This window comes from Rhodococcus sp. Z13 (assembly GCF_025837095.1).
Taxonomy (GTDB): domain Bacteria; phylum Actinomycetota; class Actinomycetes; order Mycobacteriales; family Mycobacteriaceae; genus Rhodococcus; species Rhodococcus sacchari.
In genome coordinates this window covers 423,090-444,941 of the sequence record NZ_CP107551.1, presented here as the reverse complement: position 1 = coordinate 444,941, position 21,852 = coordinate 423,090, and the positions used below count along the sequence as shown (strand labels likewise).

At 70.1% G+C, this 21,852-nt stretch carries 24 protein-coding genes; 3 read left to right on the top strand and 21 right to left on the bottom strand.

What is annotated here, in order from left to right; all coding sequences use genetic code 11:
* Positions 1–10 precede the first annotated feature (10 nt).
* The 19 genes from OED52_RS02040 to dacB all read right to left on the bottom strand — a co-directional run bounded on the left by OED52_RS02040 (position 11) and on the right by dacB (position 18,173).
* Positions 11–1,441, bottom strand: a complete 1,431-nt coding sequence (locus OED52_RS02040; RefSeq protein WP_264153045.1) for a phospholipase D-like domain-containing protein — start codon at positions 1,439–1,441, stop codon at positions 11–13.
* A gap of 165 nt (positions 1,442–1,606) precedes the next feature.
* On the bottom strand, positions 1,607–1,966 hold the full coding sequence (locus tag OED52_RS02035) for a histone-like nucleoid-structuring protein Lsr2 (RefSeq protein WP_264153044.1): 360 nt from the start codon (positions 1,964–1,966) through the stop codon (positions 1,607–1,609).
* Positions 1,967–2,061: 95 nt separating this feature from the next.
* A complete protein-coding gene (lysS, locus tag OED52_RS02030; protein WP_413247740.1) occupies positions 2,062–3,528 on the bottom strand; it encodes a lysine--tRNA ligase in 1,467 nt (488 codons plus the stop codon).
* A gap of 122 nt (positions 3,529–3,650) precedes the next feature.
* Positions 3,651–4,115: a rhodanese-like domain-containing protein gene (locus tag OED52_RS02025; protein WP_264153042.1), complete on the bottom strand. Its 465-nt coding sequence runs from the start codon at positions 4,113–4,115 to the stop codon at positions 3,651–3,653.
* Positions 4,116–4,210: 95 nt separating this feature from the next.
* Positions 4,211–5,044 carry a type III pantothenate kinase gene (locus tag OED52_RS02020; RefSeq protein ID WP_264153041.1) on the bottom strand — a complete coding sequence of 278 codons (834 nt, stop codon included), beginning with the start codon at positions 5,042–5,044 and terminating at the stop codon, positions 4,211–4,213.
* A 3-nt stretch (positions 5,045–5,047) separates the two neighbouring features.
* Complete coding sequence (gene panD / locus OED52_RS02015; protein ID WP_264153040.1) at positions 5,048–5,485, bottom strand: aspartate 1-decarboxylase; 438 nt, start codon at positions 5,483–5,485, stop codon at positions 5,048–5,050.
* Between the two features lie 36 nt (positions 5,486–5,521).
* Positions 5,522–6,460, bottom strand: a complete 939-nt coding sequence (gene panC, locus OED52_RS02010) for a pantoate--beta-alanine ligase (protein ID WP_264153039.1) — start codon at positions 6,458–6,460, stop codon at positions 5,522–5,524.
* Positions 6,453–7,388: a Rossmann-like and DUF2520 domain-containing protein gene (locus OED52_RS02005; protein ID WP_264153038.1), complete on the bottom strand. Its 936-nt coding sequence runs from the start codon at positions 7,386–7,388 to the stop codon at positions 6,453–6,455. The genes panC and OED52_RS02005 overlap by 8 nt, the downstream gene beginning before the upstream one ends.
* A gap of 200 nt (positions 7,389–7,588) precedes the next feature.
* Positions 7,589–8,452 (bottom strand): DUF6779 domain-containing protein, encoded by an 864-nt coding sequence (locus OED52_RS02000; protein ID WP_264153037.1) that lies wholly within the window; start codon positions 8,450–8,452, stop codon positions 7,589–7,591.
* A gap of 74 nt (positions 8,453–8,526) precedes the next feature.
* Complete coding sequence (locus OED52_RS01995) at positions 8,527–9,003, bottom strand: DUF3180 domain-containing protein (protein ID WP_264153036.1); 477 nt, start codon at positions 9,001–9,003, stop codon at positions 8,527–8,529.
* Positions 9,004–9,013: 10 nt separating this feature from the next.
* Complete coding sequence (gene folK / locus OED52_RS01990; protein ID WP_264153035.1) at positions 9,014–9,541, bottom strand: 2-amino-4-hydroxy-6-hydroxymethyldihydropteridine diphosphokinase; 528 nt, start codon at positions 9,539–9,541, stop codon at positions 9,014–9,016.
* Entirely contained in the window at positions 9,538–9,906 is a 369-nt protein-coding gene (folB, locus tag OED52_RS01985) for a dihydroneopterin aldolase (RefSeq protein ID WP_264153034.1), read from the bottom strand. The genes folK and folB overlap by 4 nt, the downstream gene beginning before the upstream one ends.
* Positions 9,903–10,724: a dihydropteroate synthase gene (gene folP / locus OED52_RS01980; RefSeq protein WP_264154551.1), complete on the bottom strand. Its 822-nt coding sequence runs from the start codon at positions 10,722–10,724 to the stop codon at positions 9,903–9,905. The genes folB and folP overlap by 4 nt, the downstream gene beginning before the upstream one ends.
* A 32-nt stretch (positions 10,725–10,756) precedes the next feature.
* The gene (folE, locus tag OED52_RS01975; RefSeq protein ID WP_264153033.1) at positions 10,757–11,428 is read right to left on the bottom strand and encodes a GTP cyclohydrolase I FolE; all 672 of its coding nucleotides are present in this window, start codon (positions 11,426–11,428) and stop codon (positions 10,757–10,759) included.
* A 73-nt stretch (positions 11,429–11,501) separates the two neighbouring features.
* Positions 11,502–13,883 (bottom strand): ATP-dependent zinc metalloprotease FtsH, encoded by a 2,382-nt coding sequence (gene ftsH / locus OED52_RS01970; RefSeq protein WP_264153032.1) that lies wholly within the window; start codon positions 13,881–13,883, stop codon positions 11,502–11,504.
* 254 nt (positions 13,884–14,137) lie between these two features.
* Positions 14,138–14,692 (bottom strand): hypoxanthine phosphoribosyltransferase, encoded by a 555-nt coding sequence (hpt, locus tag OED52_RS01965; protein ID WP_264153031.1) that lies wholly within the window; start codon positions 14,690–14,692, stop codon positions 14,138–14,140.
* Between the two features lie 7 nt (positions 14,693–14,699).
* On the bottom strand, positions 14,700–15,716 hold the full coding sequence (gene tilS, locus OED52_RS01960) for a tRNA lysidine(34) synthetase TilS (protein ID WP_264153030.1): 1,017 nt from the start codon (positions 15,714–15,716) through the stop codon (positions 14,700–14,702).
* A 10-nt stretch (positions 15,717–15,726) separates the two neighbouring features.
* The gene (locus tag OED52_RS01955; RefSeq protein WP_413247704.1) at positions 15,727–16,773 is read right to left on the bottom strand and encodes a zinc-dependent metalloprotease; all 1,047 of its coding nucleotides are present in this window, start codon (positions 16,771–16,773) and stop codon (positions 15,727–15,729) included.
* Positions 16,770–18,173: a D-alanyl-D-alanine carboxypeptidase/D-alanyl-D-alanine endopeptidase gene (gene dacB, locus OED52_RS01950; protein ID WP_264154550.1), complete on the bottom strand. Its 1,404-nt coding sequence runs from the start codon at positions 18,171–18,173 to the stop codon at positions 16,770–16,772. Before dacB ends, OED52_RS01955 begins: the two co-directional genes overlap by 4 nt.
* Before the next feature lie 200 nt (positions 18,174–18,373).
* Between dacB and OED52_RS01945 the strand changes: the two genes are divergently transcribed.
* Positions 18,374–18,865, top strand: coding sequence for an inorganic diphosphatase (locus tag OED52_RS01945; protein ID WP_264154549.1), 492 nt, complete (start codon positions 18,374–18,376; stop codon positions 18,863–18,865).
* Between the two features lie 72 nt (positions 18,866–18,937).
* On the opposite strand, the gene OED52_RS01940 is transcribed toward OED52_RS01945, so the two are convergent.
* Positions 18,938–19,768: a crotonase/enoyl-CoA hydratase family protein gene (locus OED52_RS01940; RefSeq protein WP_264153028.1), complete on the bottom strand. Its 831-nt coding sequence runs from the start codon at positions 19,766–19,768 to the stop codon at positions 18,938–18,940.
* 101 nt (positions 19,769–19,869) lie between these two features.
* Between OED52_RS01940 and OED52_RS01935 the strand changes: the two genes are divergently transcribed.
* Positions 19,870–20,343, top strand: a complete 474-nt coding sequence (locus tag OED52_RS01935) for a YbaK/EbsC family protein (protein ID WP_264153027.1) — start codon at positions 19,870–19,872, stop codon at positions 20,341–20,343.
* Between the two features lie 221 nt (positions 20,344–20,564).
* On the top strand, positions 20,565–21,098 hold the full coding sequence (locus OED52_RS01930; protein WP_264153026.1) for a winged helix-turn-helix domain-containing protein: 534 nt from the start codon (positions 20,565–20,567) through the stop codon (positions 21,096–21,098).
* A gap of 78 nt (positions 21,099–21,176) precedes the next feature.
* On the opposite strand, the gene OED52_RS01925 is transcribed toward OED52_RS01930, so the two are convergent.
* Complete coding sequence (locus tag OED52_RS01925) at positions 21,177–21,773, bottom strand: hypothetical protein (RefSeq protein WP_264153025.1); 597 nt, start codon at positions 21,771–21,773, stop codon at positions 21,177–21,179.
* Positions 21,774–21,852: the final 79 nt, after the last annotated feature.

Here is a 21,852-nt window from a genome sequence, read left to right as displayed (position 1 = left end):
TCCGGGACGGTCACCGAGCGAAGAACCGCTCGATCCGCCGCCCGAGGCCCCTCGTGGCACGTTCGGGATCGGCCAGATCGCTTTCCGCGAGGACACTGTCCTCCTCGGCCACGGTACCCGGCTCGAACGGCCGGAGCGAACGACCCGGTCCGCGGAAGCGCTCGATCGTCGCCAGCAGCGACCCGCCGTCGCGGGTGTGCTCGGCGATCGTCTCCGGCTCCACCCCGAGATGTTCGGCGACGAGGATGTTCCGCAGTTCCACCGCAGCACGGCCGACGGCGTCGCCGGGCCCGGCCGATTCGATGGCCAGGTCGCATTCGGTGTCGAACCCCATCGACCGGTTGTTGAGATTCGACGATCCGATCCGCAGCAGGTGCTCGTCCATGACGACGACCTTGGCGTGGACGTAGACGGGGTCCCCGCCGGCGGTGACGGGATAGTAGGCGCCGAAACGGCCGTGCAGGTCGGCGTCCCAGAGCAGGTGCAGCAGCGCGCGGCGGGCTCCGTCCATCGCCTTGCGTTCGAGCCAGCCCTCCGCGTTGCGCGGCAGCACCAGCACGACCTCCGGGCCGTCCGGCTCCCGCAGGCGCCGGGCGAGCGCCTCCGCGAGCGGGCGGGACGCGAGGTACTGGCTCTCCAGGTAGAGGGTGTGCCGCGCGCGTTCGATGATCCGCAGGTAGAGCGCCTCGATCTCGTGCACGCCCTCCCGGTCGCCGTAGTCGGGCAGGGTGCGGGCGATCGCCACGTCGACGTCCCGCAGGGTCGGTGCGAGACCGTCGGGCCAGATCGGCCGGGCCTGCCCCACCGGTTCGAGTTCCTCCCCGGTCGCGGCCTTCCAGCGTGCCCTGGCCTGCTCGCCGAGGGCGCGTGCCGCTTCGCCGTCGACGGCGGTCGTCACGTCGTGCCAGGGGCCGTAGCGCCGCCCGGTCGGTTCCCGCCGGTAGCGGCTGCGGTCCGGATGGTCGGAGGTGTCCCACCGGTCGACGGTCATGTCGATGCCGCCGCAGAAGGCGATGCTGTCGTCGACGACGATGATCTTCTGATGATGGGCCGCCCCGATCGGGTGCGCGCCGTCGATCTCCATGTGCAAACGCCGGTCGGTGAGCCGGTCGAGGACGAACACCGGCAGCATTCCCCGCGTGAGAGCGCTGAATGCACCGATGTTCCACTTGAGAAGGTAGATATCGAGACCGGGCTTCCGGTCGATCAGCCATTTCAGGAAATCGCCGAGTTTGTTCGGACCGTCGAGCGTGGGACCGTCCGGTTCGAACTCGATGCGGGTATCGAAGTCCCAGCCGATGAGGATGATACGTTTTTCGGCCTGGAGCATCGCGGACTTCGCGTGACGAAAATAATCGGCCGCGTCGACGATACAGGTCAACCGTTCCGCTCGGGTGATACGCCAGCAGGTATTGCCCGGTTCGAGCACGGTCTCGGCCATGCGCGGATATTACTCCCTGCATTCGGCGGCGTGGAGCGGATATGAGACGCGCCACATATCGTGGATACGGAAATCGTCACACCCCCGTAGGGGGCGGTCCCGCACACGACCACGGGGCACGATCCGCGTGCTGCGAACCGCGCCCCGTGACGGTGCATGAGTGGGTCAGTGCTCCCGGTTGTAGGCCTCGACGATCTCGGCCGCGATACGGCCCCGAGCGGAAACGGGAAGGTTGTTCTCCCGTGCCCATTCCCGGATGGCGGCCGTCTGCTCCCGGTTCGAACCGCCCGACGAGCCCTTCCGCGACGCCGGGGCGGATGCGCCGGCCCCCTTGCCACGCTTCCGGCCGCCGACCTTGCGGGCGTGCTCGATCCAGAATTCGAGTTGCTCGCGCAACTTCGCGGCATTCTCCTCGGAAAGATCGATCTCGTAGGTCACACCGTCGAGACCGAACTCCACCGATTCGTCCGCCGCGGTTTCCTGATCCACGTCGTCGATCAGGGTCACGGTCACTTTCTTCGCCATGTGCAGCAAATCCTCTCGCATGCGTTCCCCCCGTGGGACGGGAACTACACTACCCGCGGATTAACACATCGCAATATCGCGACCCTATTTTCTGATTAACGGGCGTTCGGCCGGACAATCGGGAACAGGATTGTTTCCCGGATACCCAGACCGGTGAGCGCCATGAGAAGGCGATCGATTCCCATTCCGGTACCCGTGGTGGGCGGCATTCCCTGTTCCATGGCGGCGAGGAAATCCTCGTCGAGGACCATCGCTTCGTCGTCACCGGCCGACGCCAGGCGCGCCTGGTCGACGAACCGCTCGCGCTGGATCACCGGATCGACGAGTTCCGAGTAGCCGGTGGCGAGCTCGAAACCGCGGACGTAGAGATCCCACTTCTCGGTGACGCCGCGCACGGAACGGTGGTCGCGGGTCAGCGGGGAGGTCTCGACCGGGAAGTCACGCACGAAGGTGGGCTCGTACAGCTGGTCGCCACACATGTGCTCCCACAGTTCCTCGACGAGTTTGCCGTGGCCCCAGCCCTTGCCCTCGGGGATTTCCAGACCCACCCGGTCGGCGAGCGCGGTGAGCTCCTCCAGGGTGGTGTCGGGGGTCACCTCGGTGCCGATCGCCTCCGACAGGGAGGGATACATCTCCAGGGTCTTCCATTCGCCACCGAGGTCGTATTCGGTGCCGTCGGACAGCGTCACCACGTGGCTGCCGAAGACCGCCATCGCGATCTCCTGGATGATCTCGCGGATCATCCGCGCCGAATCGTCGTAGGTGCCGTACGCCTCGTAGGTCTCGAGCATCGAGAATTCCGGCGAGTGGGTGGAGTCGGCGCCCTCGTTGCGGAAATTGCGGTTGATCTCGAAGACCTTCTCGATACCGCCCACCACGCAGCGCTTGAGGAAGAGCTCCGGCGCGATACGCAGGTACAGATCCATGTCGAGCGCGTTCGAGTGCGTGACGAACGGGCGGGCGGCCGCGCCACCATGCAGGGTCTGCAGCATCGGCGTCTCGACCTCGAGGAAACCGCGCCGCTCGAGGGCGTTGCGCAGCTCCCGCACCACCGCGACACGCATACGGGCGTTGCGGCGCGCCTCGGGACGCACGATGAGGTCGACGTAGCGCTGCCGGACGCGCGTCTCCTCGTTCATCTCCTTGTGAGCGACGGGCAGCGGCCGCAGGGCCTTCGACGCCATGTTCCACGAGTCGGCCATGACGCTGAGCTCACCGCGGCGGGAGCTGATGACCTCGCCGTGCACGTACACGATGTCGCCGAGGTCGACCTCGGACTTCCACTGCGCGAGTGCCTCCTCGCCGACACCGGCGAGGCTCAGCATGACCTGCAGCTGGGTGCCGTCACCCTCCTGCAGCGTCGCGAAGCACAGTTTGCCGGTGTTCCGGGAGAACATGACCCGGCCCGCGATGCCGACGATGGTGCCGGTGGCGGTGTCGGGTTCCAGATCGGGGTACGCGGCGCGGATCTCCGCGAGGGTGTGCGTCCGCGGAACGATGACGGGATAGGGTTCCGAGCCCTGTGCCAGGAGCCGTTCGCGCTTGTCGCGGCGGACCCGCATCTGTTCGGGGGTGTCGTCGGGCTGCTGAACGGTGGCATCACTCACGGGTTACCAGACTATCCGAAACCCGGGGACGGCCCGGAGGCAGATCGCCCTGTCCGGGAGGGCGGACACCGGTGCCGTCAGTGGGCGGTGACGCGGGCCACGTCCTCGGCGACGTGCTCCGCCACGGAGATGGCGTCGACCAGGCGTGCGGCGCGGATGGCGGCGTAGCCACCGACAAGATGCGTGACCCGGCGCAGACCCTGTGCGAGCAGGGCGGCAACCGCGCCGTGCGAGCGGGTGCCGTCGGCCGAGACGAGGATCCACTCGACGTCGTGGTCGACGGCCGCGGCGAGCCGGCCGGGGCTGACCGGATCGAGCCGCTCGGCGACGAGTTCGGCCGGGATGGCCAGGGCGCCGGGAAGCGTTCCCTGCTCGGCACGTTCGGCGTGGGTGCGGATGTCGACGACCACGGCGCCGCGGACCACCGCGGCGGTGAGCTCGGTGGGATAGGTGCGCTCGACGGTCAGCGGGTAGAAGACCGGAGCGGCAACGGAAACCGGAGCGGAGGAAACGGAGGTAGCGGAAAGAAGCGCTGCGCGCATGAGGGAACTCCCAGGAATGTGTCATCGGTCGAGGCGGAAACGTCAGCCTCGACAACACTCCTGGGTGCTCATGCAACGGGTCATGGGAGACATCTTTACACAGAATGGCGCGGAGCGGAACCCGCAACTCCGCGTGCTGCTCGTCTCACCTGGTTCCGCTCGTACACCAGACGCAGTCCCTCGAGCGTGAGATCGGGTTCGTGGTGCTCGAGCGTCCGCGACTCCGGCATGATCAGCGGCGCGCTGTCGCCGGTGCAGATCACCGCGACGTCGTCGCCGTCGAAACCGGGAACCTCGGCGCAGATCCGGCGCACGATGCCGTCGACCATGCCGGCGAAACCGAAGACCGCACCCGACTGCATGCACTCGACCGTGTTCTTGCCGAGAACCGCACGGGGACGGGCCAGTTCGACCTTCCGCAGCGCCGCGGACCGCGACGCGAGCGCATCCATCGAGATCTCCACGCCGGGCGCGATGGAACCGCCGAGGAACTCCCCCTTGCCCGACACCACGTCCACACACGTGGAGGTGCCGAAATCCACCACGATGCACGGGGATCCGTAGAAGTGGTAGGCGGCGAGACTGTTGACGATGCGGTCGGCCCCGACCTCCTTGGGGTTGTCGACGAGCAGTGGGACGCCCGTGCGCACGCCGGGTTCGACGACGACATGCGACACCGACGCCCAGTAGCGGTCGAGCATGACCCGAAGTTCGCGCAGCACCGACGGCACGGTGGACAGCGCGGCGACCCCGGTGACCTGATCGGCCGTGTCGCCGAGCAGTCCGCGGAACAGCAGCGCGATCTCGTCGGCGGTCATGAGGGGATCGGTGCGAACGCGCCAGTCCCGCAACAACCTCGCGTGCGAGCCACTGCCCGTGAACACCCCCAGGACGATGTTGGTGTTCCGGACGTCGACGGTGAGGAGCACGTGTTACACCAGGGCGGACGAGTCGAGGGTGGACAGCATCCGCGGGGTGATCAGACCGGAGCCCTCGGGGGCGTGGGCCGGGTCGCTGCCCAGCTCGACGGGGCGGTTGTCGGCGTCGACGAACACCACGCGCGGGTTGTAGTCCTTGCACTCCTGCTCGTTCATCACGCCGTAGGCGATGAGGATGACCAGATCGCCGGGGCTCACGAGACGCGCTGCGGCACCGTTGATCCCGATGATGCCCGAGCCGCGCTCACCGGCGATGACGTAGGTCTCGAGCCGGGCGCCGTTGTCGATGTCGACGATGCAGACCTGCTCGCCCTCGAGCAGATCCGCGGCGTCCATCAGATCCTGATCGACGGTCACCGAACCGACGTAGTGCAGGTCCGCGTGCGTGACCGTGGCGCGGTGGATCTTCGACTTCATCATGGTGCGGAACATGCTCGTCCTCGGTTTCTCTCTCGTGGGGAAATCTGGTCAGCGGTTCAGGAGGTCGTCTTCGGCGTCCGGGTCCACAGGCCCGGTCGCGCGCTCGAGGAAGCCGGTGCCGACGGCCACCCCGACGTTGTCGATGAGGCGGGTGCTGCCGAGCCGGGCCGCGACGAGCAGCCGGCCGTCGCCGCGTTCGGGCGCCGGGCCGAGGTCGGCGCCGCGCACCTCGAGGTAATCGACCTCCAGCTGGGGGTTCTGCCCGAGCACCTCGCGGGCGGCGGTCAGGATCGCCTCGGGGCCACCGGCAGCGGCGTGGGCGCCGGCGACGAGAGCAGCCGACAGGGTCGTGGCGATCTCCCGCTGCTCGGGATCGAGATAGCGGTTCCGCGACGACAGGGCGAGCCCGTCCTGTTCACGGACGGTGGGCACCCCGACGATGCGGATGTCGAGGTTGAGGTCGGCGACCATCTGGCGGATCAGGACGAGCTGCTGGTAGTCCTTCTCGCCGAAGAAGGCGGTGTTGGGGGCGACGATGTTGAACAGCTTCGCCACCACGGTGAGCATCCCCGCGAAATGCCCGGGGCGCGAAGCACCTTCGAGTTCGGAGCCGACGGGGCCGGGGTGAATCGTGGTGCGGGGACCGTTCGGGTACATGTCCGTCACCGACGGCGCGAAGACGAGCTCCACACCCGCCTCGCGGAGCAGTTCCAGGTCGGCCTCGAGGGTGCGCGGGTAGGCGTCGAGATCCTCGTTCGCCCCGAACTGCAGCGGGTTGACGAAGATCGACACGACCACGACCGCACCGGTGAGCTTCGCCTGCCGCACCAGCTCGAGGTGCCCGGCGTGCAGGGCACCCATGGTCGGCACCAGCGCCACCGTCCGGCCGACACCACGCAGGGCCTTGGTGACCTTCGTCAGGCCCGCGGGATCGTGGTGGACGGTCAGCTCACCACGCACGTATCCACGCTGTCCTGCATCACTCACCGTATTCAGCCCCTTCGAGAATTGCCATCAGTTCCGGCTTCGAGCCGGTGCGCTGCGCCGATCGCAGCGACAGTGCGCGGTAACCCGCAGCGATCTTCGGGTCGACCTCGTCGAGCACCCGCAGGTGCGTGGCGACCGCCTCGGCGTCGCCGCGCGCGACCGGGCCGGTGAGGGCCGAGGCGCCGCGGCGCAGCACGTTGTCCAGCGCCGCCGTCAGCAGCGGCTGCAGGACCCGTTCGGCGACACCACCGGGGTCGTCGTCCACGAGTTGCTGCCCGAGCAGTTCGTCCCCGCGCAGTGCGGCGCGCAGCGCTTCGACGGCGTCGGCGACGAGGGTGACCAGGTGGTTGCTGCCGTGGGCCAGCGCCGCGTGGTAGAGCGGGCGCATCTGCTCCGACACCCGGACCGGCTCCCCGCCGATCTCGAGCACGAGGGACTGCGCGATGGCGTAGCCGATCTCGTCGGCGGCGGTGATCCCGAAGCAGGTCGAGGACAACCGGTCGATGTCCTCGTCGTGGCCGGTGAAGGTCATCGCGGGGTGGATGGCCAGCGGCACGGTCCCCTGCTCGGTGAGCGGGGCGAGGATGCCGATGCCGTGGGCACCGGAGACGTGCGCGACGATCGTGCCGGGCGCGACGGCACCGGTGGCGGCCAGGCCCTGGATCAGGGAGGACAGTTCGGAGTCGGGAACGGCGAGGAGCAGCAGGTTGCAGCGGCCGGCGACCTCGTCGACGGGCAGGATCCGCGAGTCGGGCAGGCGCGTGGCGGCGCGGTGACGCGAGGCGTCGGAGACGGCGGCGCAGGCCACGACGACATGGCCGACACGTTCGAGTGCGACACCGAGTGCGGTACCCACCCGCCCGGCGGACACGATGCCCACCGACAGTCGCGCAGGGGTCGGCGCATTGGTGATCCCGAAGGAGGTCACGGGAGTCCTCTCGTTCGTTCCAGTCCCGCTCGGCGGGTACCAGACGTTCCGCTCGACAATAGCGCGCGCGTTCGACGGGCCGCCACGGCCCGGTCGAGTGATCTACGCCTCACCACCGACATCCGGGCAGGTGAGAGCGTTACGCAGAGGGCCCCGGGTGACGGACGGGACTCGGGTCCGGCGCGCTCGGGCGTGCGGTCTCAGCGTTCGGAGGACAGGGCGGCGAGGATCTCGGCGACAGTACGGCCCTCCTCGTGGGCGCCGTCGGCGCGGCGACGGCGGGAGCGCCGGCCGGCGGGTTCGTCGTCGTCCTCGTCGGCCTGCTCCGCGGCGTTCCCGGACTCCGCCGTGTCCTCGGGATCCACCTCGTTCCCGGGCTCCGCCGTGTCCTCGGGTTCCGGCTCGGTCTCCCGCTCGTCCTCGACACCCGCGACGTCTTCGGTCCCGACGTCCCCGGTCTCGGCGTCGTCGTCCTCGGCGGTCTGCCGTGCTGCGGCGGCGTCGACGGCCTCGGTCTCCGCGGTCAGCGGCTCGTCGTCCGGCGACGCGAAGGCCGGGCCGGACGGCCGGGGTGCGGTGACGCGCTCGGCGTCGTCCAGTTCACGCAGCCGCTCCGCCTGCCCCTCCAGCGCGACGAGGTCGTCGGGCAGCCGCCCGTCGAGCAGCACCTCGAGGGTGTGGCGCAGACCGGCGAGCTCGGCACGCAGAGCCGCCATCTCGTCGGCCTCGAGCCGCAGATCGGCACGGACCTTCTCCTCGACGGTCAGTTCGTACTCGCGGCGCGCCGCGATCTCGCGCTGGAGCTGCAGCTCGTAGACCATCTTCAGGTCGTCGGCCTTCGCCTTGTCGAGCGCCGATTCGCGGCGGTACTTGTTCATCGCGATGGCTCCCACGGTCGCGGCCCACAGGGCGACGACCACGCCCACGCGCAGCAGCTGCACGCTCTCACTGAAGACCAGGAGCAGCGAGGCGATCATCGCCAGTGCGAGCAGGCCGGCCACGATCGTCGATCCGGTACTGCGCCACGGGCGGCGATTCCTGTCCACTCGCACCGAGGAAGCCATGACTTCAGCGTACTGGCAGAACCCCGATCCGGGACCGTGGACGACACGCCCGGCGGGGACCCGTGTTCCGCAGGTCAGACCGCCGGTTCGTTGGGTTCGTCGGGATCCTCCGGTGTCCTGCAACAGTATTCGAGCCACAGGGCGGCGGCGGTCAGGGCGATGCCGGCCACGGCCCCGACGACCACACCCGACGTGTCGTCGGTGGCGGCCTGCACGACCCCGCGCTGCGGCACCAGATACACGAGGAATCCCACCCAGATGCCGGTGCTCGCCGCGCCCACCAGAGCCGACGCCTTCGCGAGGGCGACTGCGCGGGCCGCAGTGATGGGATGCAGCCGGCCCGGCCCGTCCCCGATCTCGTGCTTGCTGACCCGCGAGCGGATCAGGAACGCGAGGATCACCTCGATCACCGCGACCGGATACAGCGATGCCCCCGCGTAGACCGGGATCGGGGGCAGCGAGCCGTACATGCTGCGCACGAGCAGCCAGGCGGCGGCGGCCGCCAGCGCGGCCAGGGCCAGGAGATCACGGATCCGGGTCTGACTCAGCACGAGACCCGCCTCACCCGGTGGGCCCGGTCAGCGTGTGGTCGGTGCGGTGCACCCCGTCGCGTTCGGCCGCGTCGAGCCCGGCGCACCAGTCGGCGATCGGCCGGGTGACGCCGTCGGCGGTGAGCACCGCGTCGGGTTCGACGTCGAGCCACGGGACGAGCACGAAGGCCCGCAGGTGGGCCCGCGGGTGCGGCAGCGTCAGTTCCGGATCGGTGCTGCAGACGTCGTGGCCGTCGGCGCCGGTGCAGCTCACCACATCGACGTCGAGGCTGCGCGGCCCCCACCGCTGTATCCGGACGCGTTCGGCGGCCGCCTCGAGTTCCTGCCCGAGGAGCAGCCAGTCGCGGGGGCCGAAGGACGGGTCCTCGGCGACGACGACGGCGTTGAGGAAGTCCTCCTGCTCGACCCCGCCCCAGGGCGCCGTCGAATAGACCGCGGACACCGCGACGGTGCGGGAGCCGAGGGCCTCGACCACCGAGCGGAGATGGGCGAGCCGGTCACCGATGTTCGATCCGATCGACAGCACCGCGCGGCTCATGTGGTGCTCCGCGACCGGTCGATCACGACGGCGACGTCACCGAAGTTCAGCGGGATGGGCGCCGACGGCTTGTGCAGGGTGACCTCCACGCGCGACACCCGCGGATCGGTGAGCACCTCGTCGGCGATCTCCCCCGCCACCGTCTCGATGAGGTCGCGGCTCGGGCCGGCGACGATCGCGGCGGCCCGCTCGGCGAGTTCGCCGTAGTGCAGGGTGTCGGTGAGGTCGTCGCTCGCGGCGGCCGGCGCGAGGTCGAGCCACGCGACGATGTCGACGACGAAGTCCTGGCCGTCGCGCTTCTCGTGGTCGAAGACACCGTGGTTGCCACGGACCGTCAGGCCCCGCAGCTCGATCCGGTCGCTCATGCTCGTACTCCTTCGGAACTGCCGCGCTGCCAGGCGTGCACCACCGCGAGGGCGTCGCGGGTGGACTGCACGTCGTGCACGCGCACACCCCACGCCCCGTGGGTCGCCGCCAGCGCGGAGATCACCGCCGTCGCGACCTCCCGCTCGTCGGGCGGACGGATCGTGCCGTCGGGCGCCGCGAGCAACGACCCGAGGAAACGCTTGCGCGAGGCGCCGATGAGCACCGGGAAACCGAGTTCGGTGAGCTCGGGCAGGCGGTGGAGCAGCTGCCAGTTGTGGTCGGGCTGCTTCACGAAACCGAGTCCGGGATCGAGGATCAGCCGGCTCGGATCGACCCCGGCCGACACGGCCACGTCGACCTGCACGAGCAGTTCCTCACGGACCTCGCGCACGACGTCGTCGTAGTGCGTGGACCCACCGGCGTGCACGAAGCCGCCGGCGGGACGCCAGTGCATGAGGATCCACGGCACGTCCGCGTCGGCGACCACCGACGCCATGTCCGGATCGGCGCGGCCCCCGGAGACGTCGTTGACCATCGACACCCCCGCCTCGATGGCGGCGGCGGCGACGGAGGCGCGCATGGTGTCGACGCTGGTGGCGATCCCGGCCTTCGACAGCTCCTCGATGACCGGCACCACCCGCGCGACCTCGACCTCCGGGTCGACACGGACCGCGCCGGGCCGGGTGGACTCGCCCCCGACGTCGACGATGTCGACGCCGAGTTCACGCAGCTCGAAACCGTGGGCGATCGCGGCGTCACGATCGAGATATCGGCCGCCGTCGGAGAAGGAGTCGCTGGTGACGTTCAGTACGCCCATCACGACGGGCCACTGATCGGCGGGGACGCTGATCACCGGCGGAGGATGAGGTCCAGGGCCTCGGCGCGCGACGCCGAACTGGTCTGGAACAGGCCCCGCACGGCCGAGGTGGTCGTGCTCGCACCCGGCTTGCGGATGCCGCGCATCGCCATGCACAGGTGCTCGGCCTCGACCACGACGATCACGCCGCGCGGCTCGAGCTTGCGCATCATCGCGTCGGCGATCTGGCTGGTCAGGCGTTCCTGCACCTGCGGCCGCTTGGCGTACAGGTCGACGAGTCGCGCGAGCTTCGACAGCCCGGTGACGCGGCCGGTGGGGCCGGGGATGTAGCCGACGTGGGCGACGCCGTGGAAGGACACCAGGTGGTGCTCGCAGGTGGAGTACATCGGGATGTCCCGCACCAGCACGAGTTCCTGGTGGCCCTCGTCGAAGGTGGTGTTGAGGACCTCGTCGGGGTCGGTGAACAGCCCGGCGAAGACCTCGCGGTAGGCGCGGGCCACCCGGGCAGGGGTGTCGCGCAGACCCTCGCGGTCGGGATCCTCACCGACGGCGATCAGCAGTTCGCGGACCGCGGCCTCGGCGCGAGCCTGGTCGAAGGTGCGTCCGGCATCCACACTCAGCTCGTGCGTCGTCACATCGTCCTGGCCCGGTGCGGCACCGGTCCCGGCATTCACGTGGTTCACCGACACCCGTTCGACCTCCACTCTCCATCGCTCGTCTCCAGAGGTGCCGGCGGCACCTGTCGCGCCTGCCGGCTCCTGCGCCGGCGACACGGGGTCAGTGCCGGCCCGTCGGGCCTTCCCACGGCTGTGTAGGAGGCGGTTCCGGAGCCGCGTGACCCTCACGCGGTTGTTCCCCGGACTGCGACTGTCCCGGCTGCCCCTCCGAACCGTACCGTCCCGGCTGCGCGGAACGCGCATCGTCCGCACCCGCATCCTGCGGAGGCCAGCCCGGAGCGGACCACCCGGCGGGAGCACCGTAGTCGGGACGCGTTGCGTGCCGCGGTCCACCCGGATAGGGCGCGGCGGGCCGGAAGCCCGGGAACGGCTCGGACGCCGGCACCGGCTGCGGCGGCTGGGATGCCGGGTAGCCGTTGGCCGGAGCAGCGGGCTGGTACTGCGGCTGCGCACCGGTCGGGTGGGCCCCGGCGCCCTGCGGAACACCCTGGTCGGGCGTCTGCGGGTGCGGGTGGGCGGGCTTGACGAGCGTGGGCTGCTCCGGTGGCCACGGCTCACCGCGCTCGGCCGCCAGCTCGGCGGGCGTCTTGATCGGCGGCTTGTCGGACGGGATCCGGTCGCCGAAGTCGTTGAACGTCGTGATCCGCGGACGCTTCTTCACGTCGACGAGGATCCGCTCGAGGTCCTTGCGGGTGAGCGTCTCGTGTTCGAGCAGCTCGCCGGCGAGCACGTCGAGGGCGTCGCGGTACTCGTTGAGGATCGCCCACGCCTCGGTGTGCGCGGCCTCGATGAGGTTGCGGACCTCCTCGTCGATCTCGCGAGCCACCTCGTGCGAGTAGTCGGACTGCACGCCCATCGACCGGCCGAGGAAGGGATCACCCTGCTCCTGGCCGTAGCGCACGGCACCGAGCTTCGCGCTCATGCCGTACTCGGTGACCATGGCCCGCGCGATCTTCGTGGCCTGGTCGATGTCGGACGAGGCGCCGGTGGTGGGCTCGCGGAAGACGAGTTCCTCCGCGGCGCGGCCACCCATCGCCATGACGAGGCGCGCGATCATCTCCGACCGTGTCATCAGGCCCTTGTCGTCCTCGGGCACCGTCATGGCGTGACCGCCGGTGCGGCCGCGCGCGAGAATGGTGACCTTGTAGACGGGCTCGATGTCGGGCATCGCCCACGCGGCGAGGGTGTGACCACCCTCGTGGTAGGCGGTGATCTTCTTCTCGTGCTCGCTGATGATGCGGCTCTTGCGGCGGGGACCGCCGATGACGCGGTCGACCGACTCCTCGAGGATCGCCTCGGTGATCACCGTGCCGTTCTCTCGGGCGGTGAGCAGCGCGGCCTCGTTGATGACGTTCGCGAGGTCGGCGCCGGACATGCCCACGGTGCGCTTGGCCAGGGCGTCGAGGTCCGCGTTCGGATCGATCGGCTTGCCCTTGGAATGCACGGCGAGGATCGCGCGGCGACCCGCGAGGTCGGGATTCGTGACCGGGATCTGCCGGTCGAAACGGCCGGGACGCAGCAGCGCCGGGTCGAGGATGTCGGGGCGGTTCGTCGCGGCCATCACGATGATGCCGGAGCGGTCGCCGAAGCCGTCCATCTCGACGAGCAACTGGTTGAGGGTCTGCTCGCGTTCGTCGTGGCCACCGCCGAGACCGGCACCGCGCTGACGGCCGACGGCGTCGATCTCGTCGACGAAGATGATGCACGGGGCGCTCTGCTTGGCCTGTTCGAACAGGTCGCGCACGCGGGAGGCACCGACACCGACGAACATCTCGACGAAGTCGGAACCGGAGATGGTGAAGAACGGGACACCCGCCTCGCCGGCGACGGCCCGCGCGAGCAGGGTCTTACCGGTGCCGGGAGGGCCGTAGAGCAGCACGCCCTTGGGGATCTTGGCGCCGAGCGCCTGGTACCGGGCGGGATTCTGCAGGAAGTCCTTGATCTCGTAGAGCTCTTCGACGGCCTCGTTGGCGCCGGCGACGTCGGCGAAGGTCGTCTTCGGCATGTCCTTCGACAGCTGCTTGGCCTTGGACTTGCCGAAGCCCATCATGCCGCCGCGGCCACCGCCCTGCATGCGGCTCATCACGAAGAAGAAGACGCCGAGCAGGATGATCATCGGCAGCACGAAGATGAGGATCGACGTCAGCCAGTTCTCCTGGGTGACGTTCGTGTCGTACTTCTCCGCACCGGACGCGGCGACCAGGTCGAAGATCTGCTCGGACGCCGAGGCGGGGTACTTCGCGATGATCTCGGTGGCACCCTCGGTGGCGTCGTTGCCGTTCTCCAGCCACAGGCGGACCTGCTGCTCACGGTCGTCGATACGCGCCTGGCCGACGTTCTGCGCCTCGAGCTGGGACACCGCGACGGAGGTGTCCACCTGAGTGAAACCGCGCGTGTCGTCGCCGAAGTAACTGAAGGCATAGATCACCAGCAGGATGCCGGCGACGATCGCCAGATTACGGAACACTGTCTTGCGGTTCATACAGGTTCGGCCCGGCCGGCCGGTCCTTTCGATCGAGTTCGTCGGGGTCTCGCAGTCGCGACGCTTCGCACCCGGCATGGCCGCGATACCGCGCACCGGCCACCGACCAGGCACCGCAAGGTTACCGCGTGGGTACGAGGAGCCGCCCCGCCACCGGTCCGGGCCGGTGCCGAGGAGACTTTCGTACGGTCAACGACCGGGCCGGGCCCGGAGTTCCCGCGACCGGGAACCCGCCGCCCCCGCTCGCTCGGGGATCAGCTGCTGTAGACCTTGGGGTCGAGCGTGCCGATGTAGGGCAGGTCGCGGTAACGCTCGTCGTAGTCGAGGCCGTAGCCGACCACGAACTCGTCGGGGATGTCGAAACCGACGTCCTTGACCTCGACGTCGATCTTCTGGGCCTCCGGCTTGCGGAGCAGCGTCACGACCTCGAGCGAGGCGGGGTTGCGCGACGACAGGTTCTTGAGGAGCCACGACAGGGTCAGGCCCGAGTCGATGATGTCCTCGACGATGAGCACGTTGCGGCCCGCGATGTCCTTGTCGAGGTCCTTGAGGATGCGCACGACACCCGAGGACGAGGTCGACGACCCGTACGAGCTGACGGCCATGAACTCCATCTGGGTGGGGATCGGCATGGCGCGGGCGAAGTCCGTCATGAAGAAGATCGCGCCCTTGAGCACACCGATGAGCAGCAGATCGCCCTCGGGCGAGCCCACCGGGTACCGCTCGGCGATCGACTGCGCCAGTTCCGCCGTGCGCTGCTTGATCTGCTCTTCCGAGATCAGCACCGACGCTATGTCGTTCTCGTACACCGGGGTCCTACCTACCTTCCTCGGTCGCCCGCCCGTTCTGCCGGTCGACGTACTCCACGCCAAGCCTGCCACGCCGACGCGACACCACCAACCTGGTGCCGGCGCGCGTACCACGTCCGACCGCGACCGGTCCCTGCCCTCTCCACGCGCCGACCAGGTCGTCCACGGCCCGCAGCATCGCCTCGTTGGGGGTGACGGTGTGATCGAGAAGCCACGACCGGATCGCCCGGCGGCGAACCGCGGCGGGGGCCGTCGTGAGCTCGGCCACCTCCAGTCCGTCGTCCTCGACGGCGCGGGCCAGCAGCTCCACGGCGGCCTCGTCGAGCGCGTCCCCGTCCTCCCGCAGCTGACCGGCGGTGCGGGCGAGCGCCTCGGCGACACCACCGCCGAGGACGTCCTCGAGCAGCGGCAGCACCTCGTGCCGCAGCCGCACCCGGGTGAAGCGACCGTCGGCGTTGTGCGGGTCCTCGTAGGGGCGGTAGCCGAGTTCCGCGCAGGCGCGGCGGGTGGTCTCCCGCCGCACCCCGAGCAGGGGTCGGCCCCAGGGTGGTTCGAAGGAGGCCATGCCCCGGATGGACCGCAGTCCCGATCCGCGCCCGAGGCCGAGCAGCACGGTCTCGGCCTGGTCGTCGAGGGTGTGGCCGAGCAGCACGGGACGGTCGGCGCGATGCTCGTCCAGCGCCCGGTAGCGCGCCACGCGCGCGGCGGCCTCCATACCTCCGGGACCGTCCACGTCGACGGGCACCACCTGCGCGCTCGTGCATCCGCGGGCCCGGGCGAACTCCACGGCCCGCGCCGCGACGTCCCCCGACCCCTCCTGGAGGCGATGGTCGACGACGACGGCGTGCACGGCGTCCGCCTCCGCGACGGCGGCGGCGGTCAGGGCGGCCGAGTCGGCGCCGCCCGAGAGCGCGACCGTCACCTCGCTCACCGCGTAGGCGGCCAGCCAGGCCCGCACGGCGAGCCGCACCTCGTGGATCGCCGGGGCCTCGGGCAACAGGGGACGCGGGGAGGGAGCCGCCATCAGCGCACCATCAGTTCAGCACCCGCGCGATCCACGCGTCGGGTTCGTCGATCTCGGCGAGGGTCGGCAGGGCTTCGGGCCGGGACCAGACGGTGTTGAAGGCGTCCATCCCGGCGCGGGCGACGACGGCGTCGACGAACTTCTTGCCGTGCACGTACTGGGCCATCTTCGCGTCCATGCCGAGGACCAGCCGGATCAACCGGTGGATCGGTCCGGTGCTGCGCTGACGCCGACTGTCGAACGCACGCCGGATCCGCGCGACCGAGGGCACCACGGCCGGTCCGACGCCGTCCATGACGTGGTCGGCGTGCCCCTCCAGCAGGGTGCCGAGGGCGAGGATCCGGTCGAAGGATTCGCGTTGCGGCCCGCTCTGCAGGGCCCGCACCACCCCGAGCACGCCGCGCTGCGACATCGGCTTGCCGTCGGGATCGCGGAGGTCGCGGACGGCGGACACCAACCGCGCCGCCATCTCGCCGACCGGTTCGTCGACGGCGGTCGCCAGCTCCGCGGCGGCCTCGCGCATCAGATCGGCCATCCAGGGGGCCTGCGCGAACTGCACCCGGTGGGTCACCTCGTGCAGGCACACCCACAGCCGGAAATCGGAGGTCGGTACCCGCAGGGCCCGTTCGACGGCGACGACGTTGGGCGCGACGAGCAGCAGCGTCCGGGAGAACGGATCGTACTGGCCGAGCACCGCGGAGGACAGATAGGCGAGCATCGCCCCGGCCTGCGCGCCGGCGGGTTTGCCCACCCAGGGGCGTCCGCCGCCGGGGCCGGAGGTGGGCGACGCGGTGAGGTCGGCCATCGACGCCGCGGCAGCCCGCACCCAGCCGGGCCGGTCGACGACCAGCGCCGGTGGGGGTTCGGAGCCGTCACCGAGCCGCGTGTGCTCCCGCACGGGTCCTTCCGCGCGGGCGGCGGCGGCGAACAGTTCGTCCCGGACGGTGTCGCGCGTGTACCGCGACATCGCCGGTTCGGAGCGGGTGAGGCGCACGCCGACCCCGGCCGCGAACGACCAGTCGATCGCGTCTCCGAGGCCCCGCTCCTTGTCGGTCATCGGCATCCGCACTCTCGGAGGACCGACGCGACGGTGTCGAGGGCGGGCCGCGCATCGCCGGCGGGGCTGCCGTTGGAGAGCAGTGAGAAGGTCAGCACCCGCCCGTCGACGTCGACGACGTATCCGGCCAGGCCGTTGACGCCCTCGAGGCTGCCGGTCTTGGCGCGCACCCATCCCGCACCGGCGCGGGTGGTGGACCCGTAGCGGCCGGCGAGGGTGCCGGTCGCCCCGGCGACGGGCAGATCGTCGAGCATGGGTCGCAACTCCGTCCTGTTCGGTCCGGCCGCTTCCGCGAGCACACGATCGAGCGTGCGGGCCGGGATGCGGTTGTCGGCGGACAGGCCGCTGGTGTCGTTCAGCTTCACTCCGTCGACGTCGATCCCCGCTTGCTGCAGCGTACCGAGCACGCCCTCGACGGCACCGGCGAACGACGCCTCCTTGCCCGCCGCGAGCGCGACCTCCCGGCCGATGGTCTCGGCGAGCACGTTGTCGGACCGGCGCATCATCTGCCCGAGCCGCTGGCCGAGCGGCGCGGACTGCACCGAGGCCATCGGAGCGGCACCCTCGGGAGCGGAACCGAAGGCCACCTTGGCGGGGTCGGCGCCGAGCGCGACGGCCAGCGCACGTCCCGCGTCGAGCGCCGGGGTGGCGCTGCGGGGCGACTCGTCGACGAGGGGCTGCGAGCGGCCGCCGTCGAGCATGATCGCCTCGAGCGGAGCGATGTAGCCCGCGCCGACGTCCTGGGGCAGCCAGCCGGGCGCCATTGGATCACCGCGGTACAGGCTCGCGTCGACGAGCACGGTGTCGACGGCGGTGCCGCCGCGGCGGATCTGCTCGGCGAGGTCGGCGATGCGCGGCCCACCCTCGTAGAAGCTCTCCTCCCCCGGCGGCTGCGCGGACAGGGTGGGATCCCCGCCGGCGACCAGGACGATCTCGCCCGGCTTCGAACCGGTGACGACCTTCGTGGTGACGCGGTGGTCCGAGGGCAGCACGAGCAGCGCGGCCGCGGCGGTGAGGACCTTGGTGGTGGACGCCGGGATCAGCGGGCGGGCGGCGTCGCGTTCCCACAGCACGGTGCCGGTGGCGGCGTCGGTGACGGACCCGGTGAAGTCGCCGAGGACCGGGTTGTCCGCGGCGACGCCGAGGGACGCGGCGAGCGCGCCGGGGTCCGGTGCCGGAGCGTCGGGCGGGACGGGGGCGACCTGCGGGGTGGCGACGACCGGGGCGGGCGCGGGCACCACCGACTCGGTCTCGGAGGTGCGCACGTCGTGGATCGCGAACGCCCCGCCGACGACGAGGGCGAGGATGCCGGCCCCCCAGATCCCGAACAGGATCCGGACGTTCCGCCGCCGCTTGGTGACCAACGCACCCTGCTTCTTGTTCTTGCCCTGCCCCGCCAACACGCCTCCGCCACAATCCTGCACACTCGTCGACCGGCCACCCGTGATGCCCGCTGCCGACCGCACACCGGTGTGACGCACTCGGGGCCCGGTACCTGCGTCCTCCAGACTAGCGCCGCGACCGTTATCCTCTCTGCGGACCATCACCGCAGATACGGATGTCGTATCGGCAGGTAAAAACCGACGAAGTGAGGCAACGCGTGGAGTTCGAGGTCACCATCGAGATCCCCAAGGGGCAGCGGAACAAGTACGAGGTCGATCACGAGACCGGACGCGTCAAGCTCGATCGTTACCTGTACACCTCGTTCGGCTACCCGGCGGACTACGGTTACATCGAGAACACGCTCGGTGAGGACGGCGATCCGCTGGACTGCATGGTCCTGCTGCCCGAGTCGGTCTTCCCCGGTGTGATCGTCGAGGCCCGCCCGGTCGGCATGTTCAAGATGGTCGACGAGGCCGGCGGCGACGACAAGATCCTGGCCGTTCCGGCCGGCGATCCGCGCTGGGACCACGTCCAGGACATCAGCGACGTCTCGCAGTTCGAGCTCGACGCCATCAAGCACTTCTTCGTGCACTACAAGGATCTCGAGCCGGGCAAGCACGTCGAGGCCGCCGACTGGGTCGGCCGCGCCGAGGCCGAGGCCGAGGTCACCGCGTCGATCGAGCGCCTGAAGGCCGACGGCGGGCACTGACACCTGCAGCGACGGTTCCCCCGGACGATCACATCGTCCGGGGGAACCGTCGTATACGGGGGAATTACGGGGCTACTCGCCCTTGAACTGCGGCGGGCGCTTCTCGAAGACGGCGGTGATCGCCTCGGTGAGATCCTCCGAGGGCAGGAACGCCGCGTTCCACGCCGCGACGTAGCGGAGGCTGTCGTCGATGCGCGCCGACCGGCTGTGGTCGAGGACGTCCTTGATGCCCTGCACCACCAGCGGCGGGTTGGCGGCGATCTCCGCGGCGGTCGCGTGGGCGGCGGCGAGCACTGCGTCGGCGTCGGCGAAGACCTCGTTGACCAGGCCGATCTTCTCGGCGCGGGCGGCGTCGATGTCCTTGCCGGTGAGCGCGAGTTCGCGGACGTGGCCGTCGCCGACGATGAGCGGCAGCCGCGCGAGGGTGCCGACGTCGGCGACCATGCCGACCTTGACCTCACGGACGCTGAACTTGGCGTCGGCGCTGGCGTAGCGGATGTCGGCGGCGGTGATCAGGTCGACGCCACCGCCGATGCACCAGCCCTGGACGGCGGCGACGACCGGCTTGCGGCAGTCGGCGACAGCGGTGATGGCGGCCTGCATGGACTTGATCAGCTTGTGGAAGTCGGTGCGCGGCTTCGCCAGCGCCTTTCCTCCGACGACGGCGCTGAGGCTGCCGCCCATCGCGACGAGGTCGAGACCGAAGCTGAAGTTCTTCCCGGATCCGGCGAGCACGATCGCACGGACCTCGGAGTCGGCGTCGAGTTCCCCGAAGAGGACGGGCAGTTCCGCCCAGAAGTCGGGGCCCATCGCGTTGCCCTTGCCGGGGCCGATGAGCGTGACCTGTGCGACGTGGTCCCTGCGCTCGACGGTGAACGCTTTCCAAGGCGAGTGATCGGACATTACCGAAGAGTAACTTGCGGATCGCCGGAGCGCATCGGCACCGTCCGTTCCGGGATCGCGGAAGCCCGCCCATCGCGCGGCGTTTTTCCTACTCTTGATCCATGACCAGGTCGCTGCATCCGAACGCCCACCGCGTGTCGGACACACTCATCGCACGTGGTCATCACGGGCTGATCGTGCAACAACCCGACACCGTGCACACCGCCGAGCAGGCGGCCGCCGCGGTGGGGGTCGAGGTGGGTGCGATCGTGAAGTCGCTCGTCTTCCTCCTCGACGACGACCCCATCCTGCTGCTCGTCTCCGGCGCGCACCGCGTCGCGGTGGAGACCACCGGCGAGCGACTCGGCGGCGTCCTCGTCCCCGCCTCCCCCGGTCTGGTCACGGAGGTGACCGCGCAGCCGCTCGGCGGGGTCGCTCCGCTGGGGCACCCGACGAACCTGCCCACCTACATCGACCGTGCCCTGCAGGCGCATCCGGAACTGTGGGCCTCCGGTGGGAGCCCGAACACCCTGTTCCGCACCGTCTACTCCGAACTGCGGCGCATCACCGCCGCCGTCGACATCGACGTGGACTGAAATCGCAGACCTGCCGGTACCGTTCGCCTGTCCGTACGGGTACACTCGCCCACGTGACCGTACGAGTGTGGAGCCGCAGGCACGTCGACCTGTGCCGCACCCGCTCGTGCCTGTGTGCGTTCTGAGATCCACACCGTCCCCGTTCTTCTCCCGGCATCGCCGCGCGTGCGCGACCGATCCGGCGCCGTTCTCCTCACCTTCCGATCAGCGGAGTTCTCGTCATGACCATCTCCCCTGTCGCACCCCCGGTCACCGGTGGGTCGACCGATTCACCCGAACTCGTTCTCATCGTGCATGTCTCGGACACCGATGCCGGATCGGCCGGTGATCTCGCGGCTCTGGCCGACGCACTCCGCGAGACCGCCCTCGACATGCTGCCGGGCGCGCGGACCCGCACCCTCCTGAGCGCGGGACCCGCATCGCTGGTGATCGACCTGCCGGCCCGCGGTCTCGTCCTCGACGGAACACGAGTCGAGTTGAGCCACACGGAATTCGAGATCCTGTCCTATCTGGTCCGACAGCCCCGGGTGGTGGTGACCCGCGCGTCGCTGCGACCACTGGGCACCGGCTACTCCGGGAACGACCCTCTCGACGCCGACCGCGGCAACCGCAGCGTCGACGTCCACGTCTCCCGGATCCGTTCCAAGTTGGGGCGTTTCGGCAACATCATCACCACGGTGCGCGGCTCGGGTTACCGCTACGATCCCGATCCGCGGGTGTTCGTCGTGGAGGCACTGGACCGCCGCACGGCCTGACGACACGACGAAGGCGGGGAAGGAGCCGGAACTCCTTTCCCGCCTTCGTATTGTGGAACGTGTTGCGGCAGAGGGCCGTCAGGACGCACGCACGGCGGGGTGGGCACCCTCGCCGAACCGGCGCAGGACCTCGACGACCGTCGGCGACACCTCGATCAGCCCCCGCGACTCGAGCCAGGGCAGCGTGCCGTCGACGAGATGTTCGACGGTGAACGAGGCGTCCAGCGGGACCAGCGTGACACCGTCGGCGACCCGCACGGCGTGGATGTCGGCGATCAGCCCGGCCAGGCCGTGCGGCGTGCCGACATAGGACAGGGTGCCCGCTCCCCCGCGGCGCACTGCGTCGGGGCGACGGCGGGCGGTACGCGCGTCGGAGGCCAGCACGACCTCGAGATCGACGAGGACGGTCACCGAATCGGGATCGCGGCCCTCCGCCGCGGCCTCGGCCCGGACGCGGTCGCGGAGCTTGCCCGCCTCACGCAGATCCGAGGCGCGGACACGCACGACGTTCGGGGACGCCGAGGTGAGATCCAGCGGCGGATCCCCCGCGCGGCCGAGGGTGAGGTCGGCCCAGTAGTCGGGACCGGCGGGGCCGGCGAGTTCGACGGCCACACGCAGCGGGCGGTCGACCGGAAGGCTTGCGGTGGAAGAGTTCAGGGTGCGGGTGTCGGACATGGGTACCTCTCGGGCATCGTCCGCGGAATCGCTCGACGGGAGCGACCGCGGTGTGTGGGAAGACCGTGCGGGGAAGGAC

Coding starts and splice junctions, on each gene's coding strand:
- panD (WP_264153040.1), bottom strand. CDS start 5,485: ATGTTCCGCACCATGATGAAGTCGAAGATCCACCGCGCCACGGTCACG.
- folP (WP_264154551.1), bottom strand. CDS start 10,724: ATGGGCGTACTGAACGTCACCAGCGACTCCTTCTCCGACGGCGGCCGA.
- OED52_RS01955 (WP_413247704.1), bottom strand. CDS start 16,773: ATGACCGACAAGGAGCGGGGCCTCGGAGACGCGATCGACTGGTCGTTC.
- OED52_RS02000 (WP_264153037.1), bottom strand. CDS start 8,452: ATGGCTTCCTCGGTGCGAGTGGACAGGAATCGCCGCCCGTGGCGCAGT.
- tilS (WP_264153030.1), bottom strand. CDS start 15,716: ATGGCGGCTCCCTCCCCGCGTCCCCTGTTGCCCGAGGCCCCGGCGATC.
- OED52_RS02025 (WP_264153042.1), bottom strand. CDS start 4,115: ATGCGCGCAGCGCTTCTTTCCGCTACCTCCGTTTCCTCCGCTCCGGTT.
- OED52_RS02040 (WP_264153045.1), bottom strand. CDS start 1,441: ATGGCCGAGACCGTGCTCGAACCGGGCAATACCTGCTGGCGTATCACC.
- OED52_RS01930 (WP_264153026.1), top strand. CDS start 20,565: ATGACCATCTCCCCTGTCGCACCCCCGGTCACCGGTGGGTCGACCGAT.
- lysS (WP_413247740.1), bottom strand. CDS start 3,528: ATGCGGGTCCGCCGCGACAAGCGCGAACGGCTCCTGGCACAGGGCTCG.
- folB (WP_264153034.1), bottom strand. CDS start 9,906: ATGAGCGACCGGATCGAGCTGCGGGGCCTGACGGTCCGTGGCAACCAC.
- OED52_RS01935 (WP_264153027.1), top strand. CDS start 19,870: ATGACCAGGTCGCTGCATCCGAACGCCCACCGCGTGTCGGACACACTC.
- folK (WP_264153035.1), bottom strand. CDS start 9,541: ATGAGCCGCGCGGTGCTGTCGATCGGATCGAACATCGGTGACCGGCTC.
- OED52_RS01925 (WP_264153025.1), bottom strand. CDS start 21,773: ATGTCCGACACCCGCACCCTGAACTCTTCCACCGCAAGCCTTCCGGTC.
- OED52_RS01940 (WP_264153028.1), bottom strand. CDS start 19,768: ATGTCCGATCACTCGCCTTGGAAAGCGTTCACCGTCGAGCGCAGGGAC.
- OED52_RS02035 (WP_264153044.1), bottom strand. CDS start 1,966: ATGGCGAAGAAAGTGACCGTGACCCTGATCGACGACGTGGATCAGGAA.
- ftsH (WP_264153032.1), bottom strand. CDS start 13,883: ATGAACCGCAAGACAGTGTTCCGTAATCTGGCGATCGTCGCCGGCATC.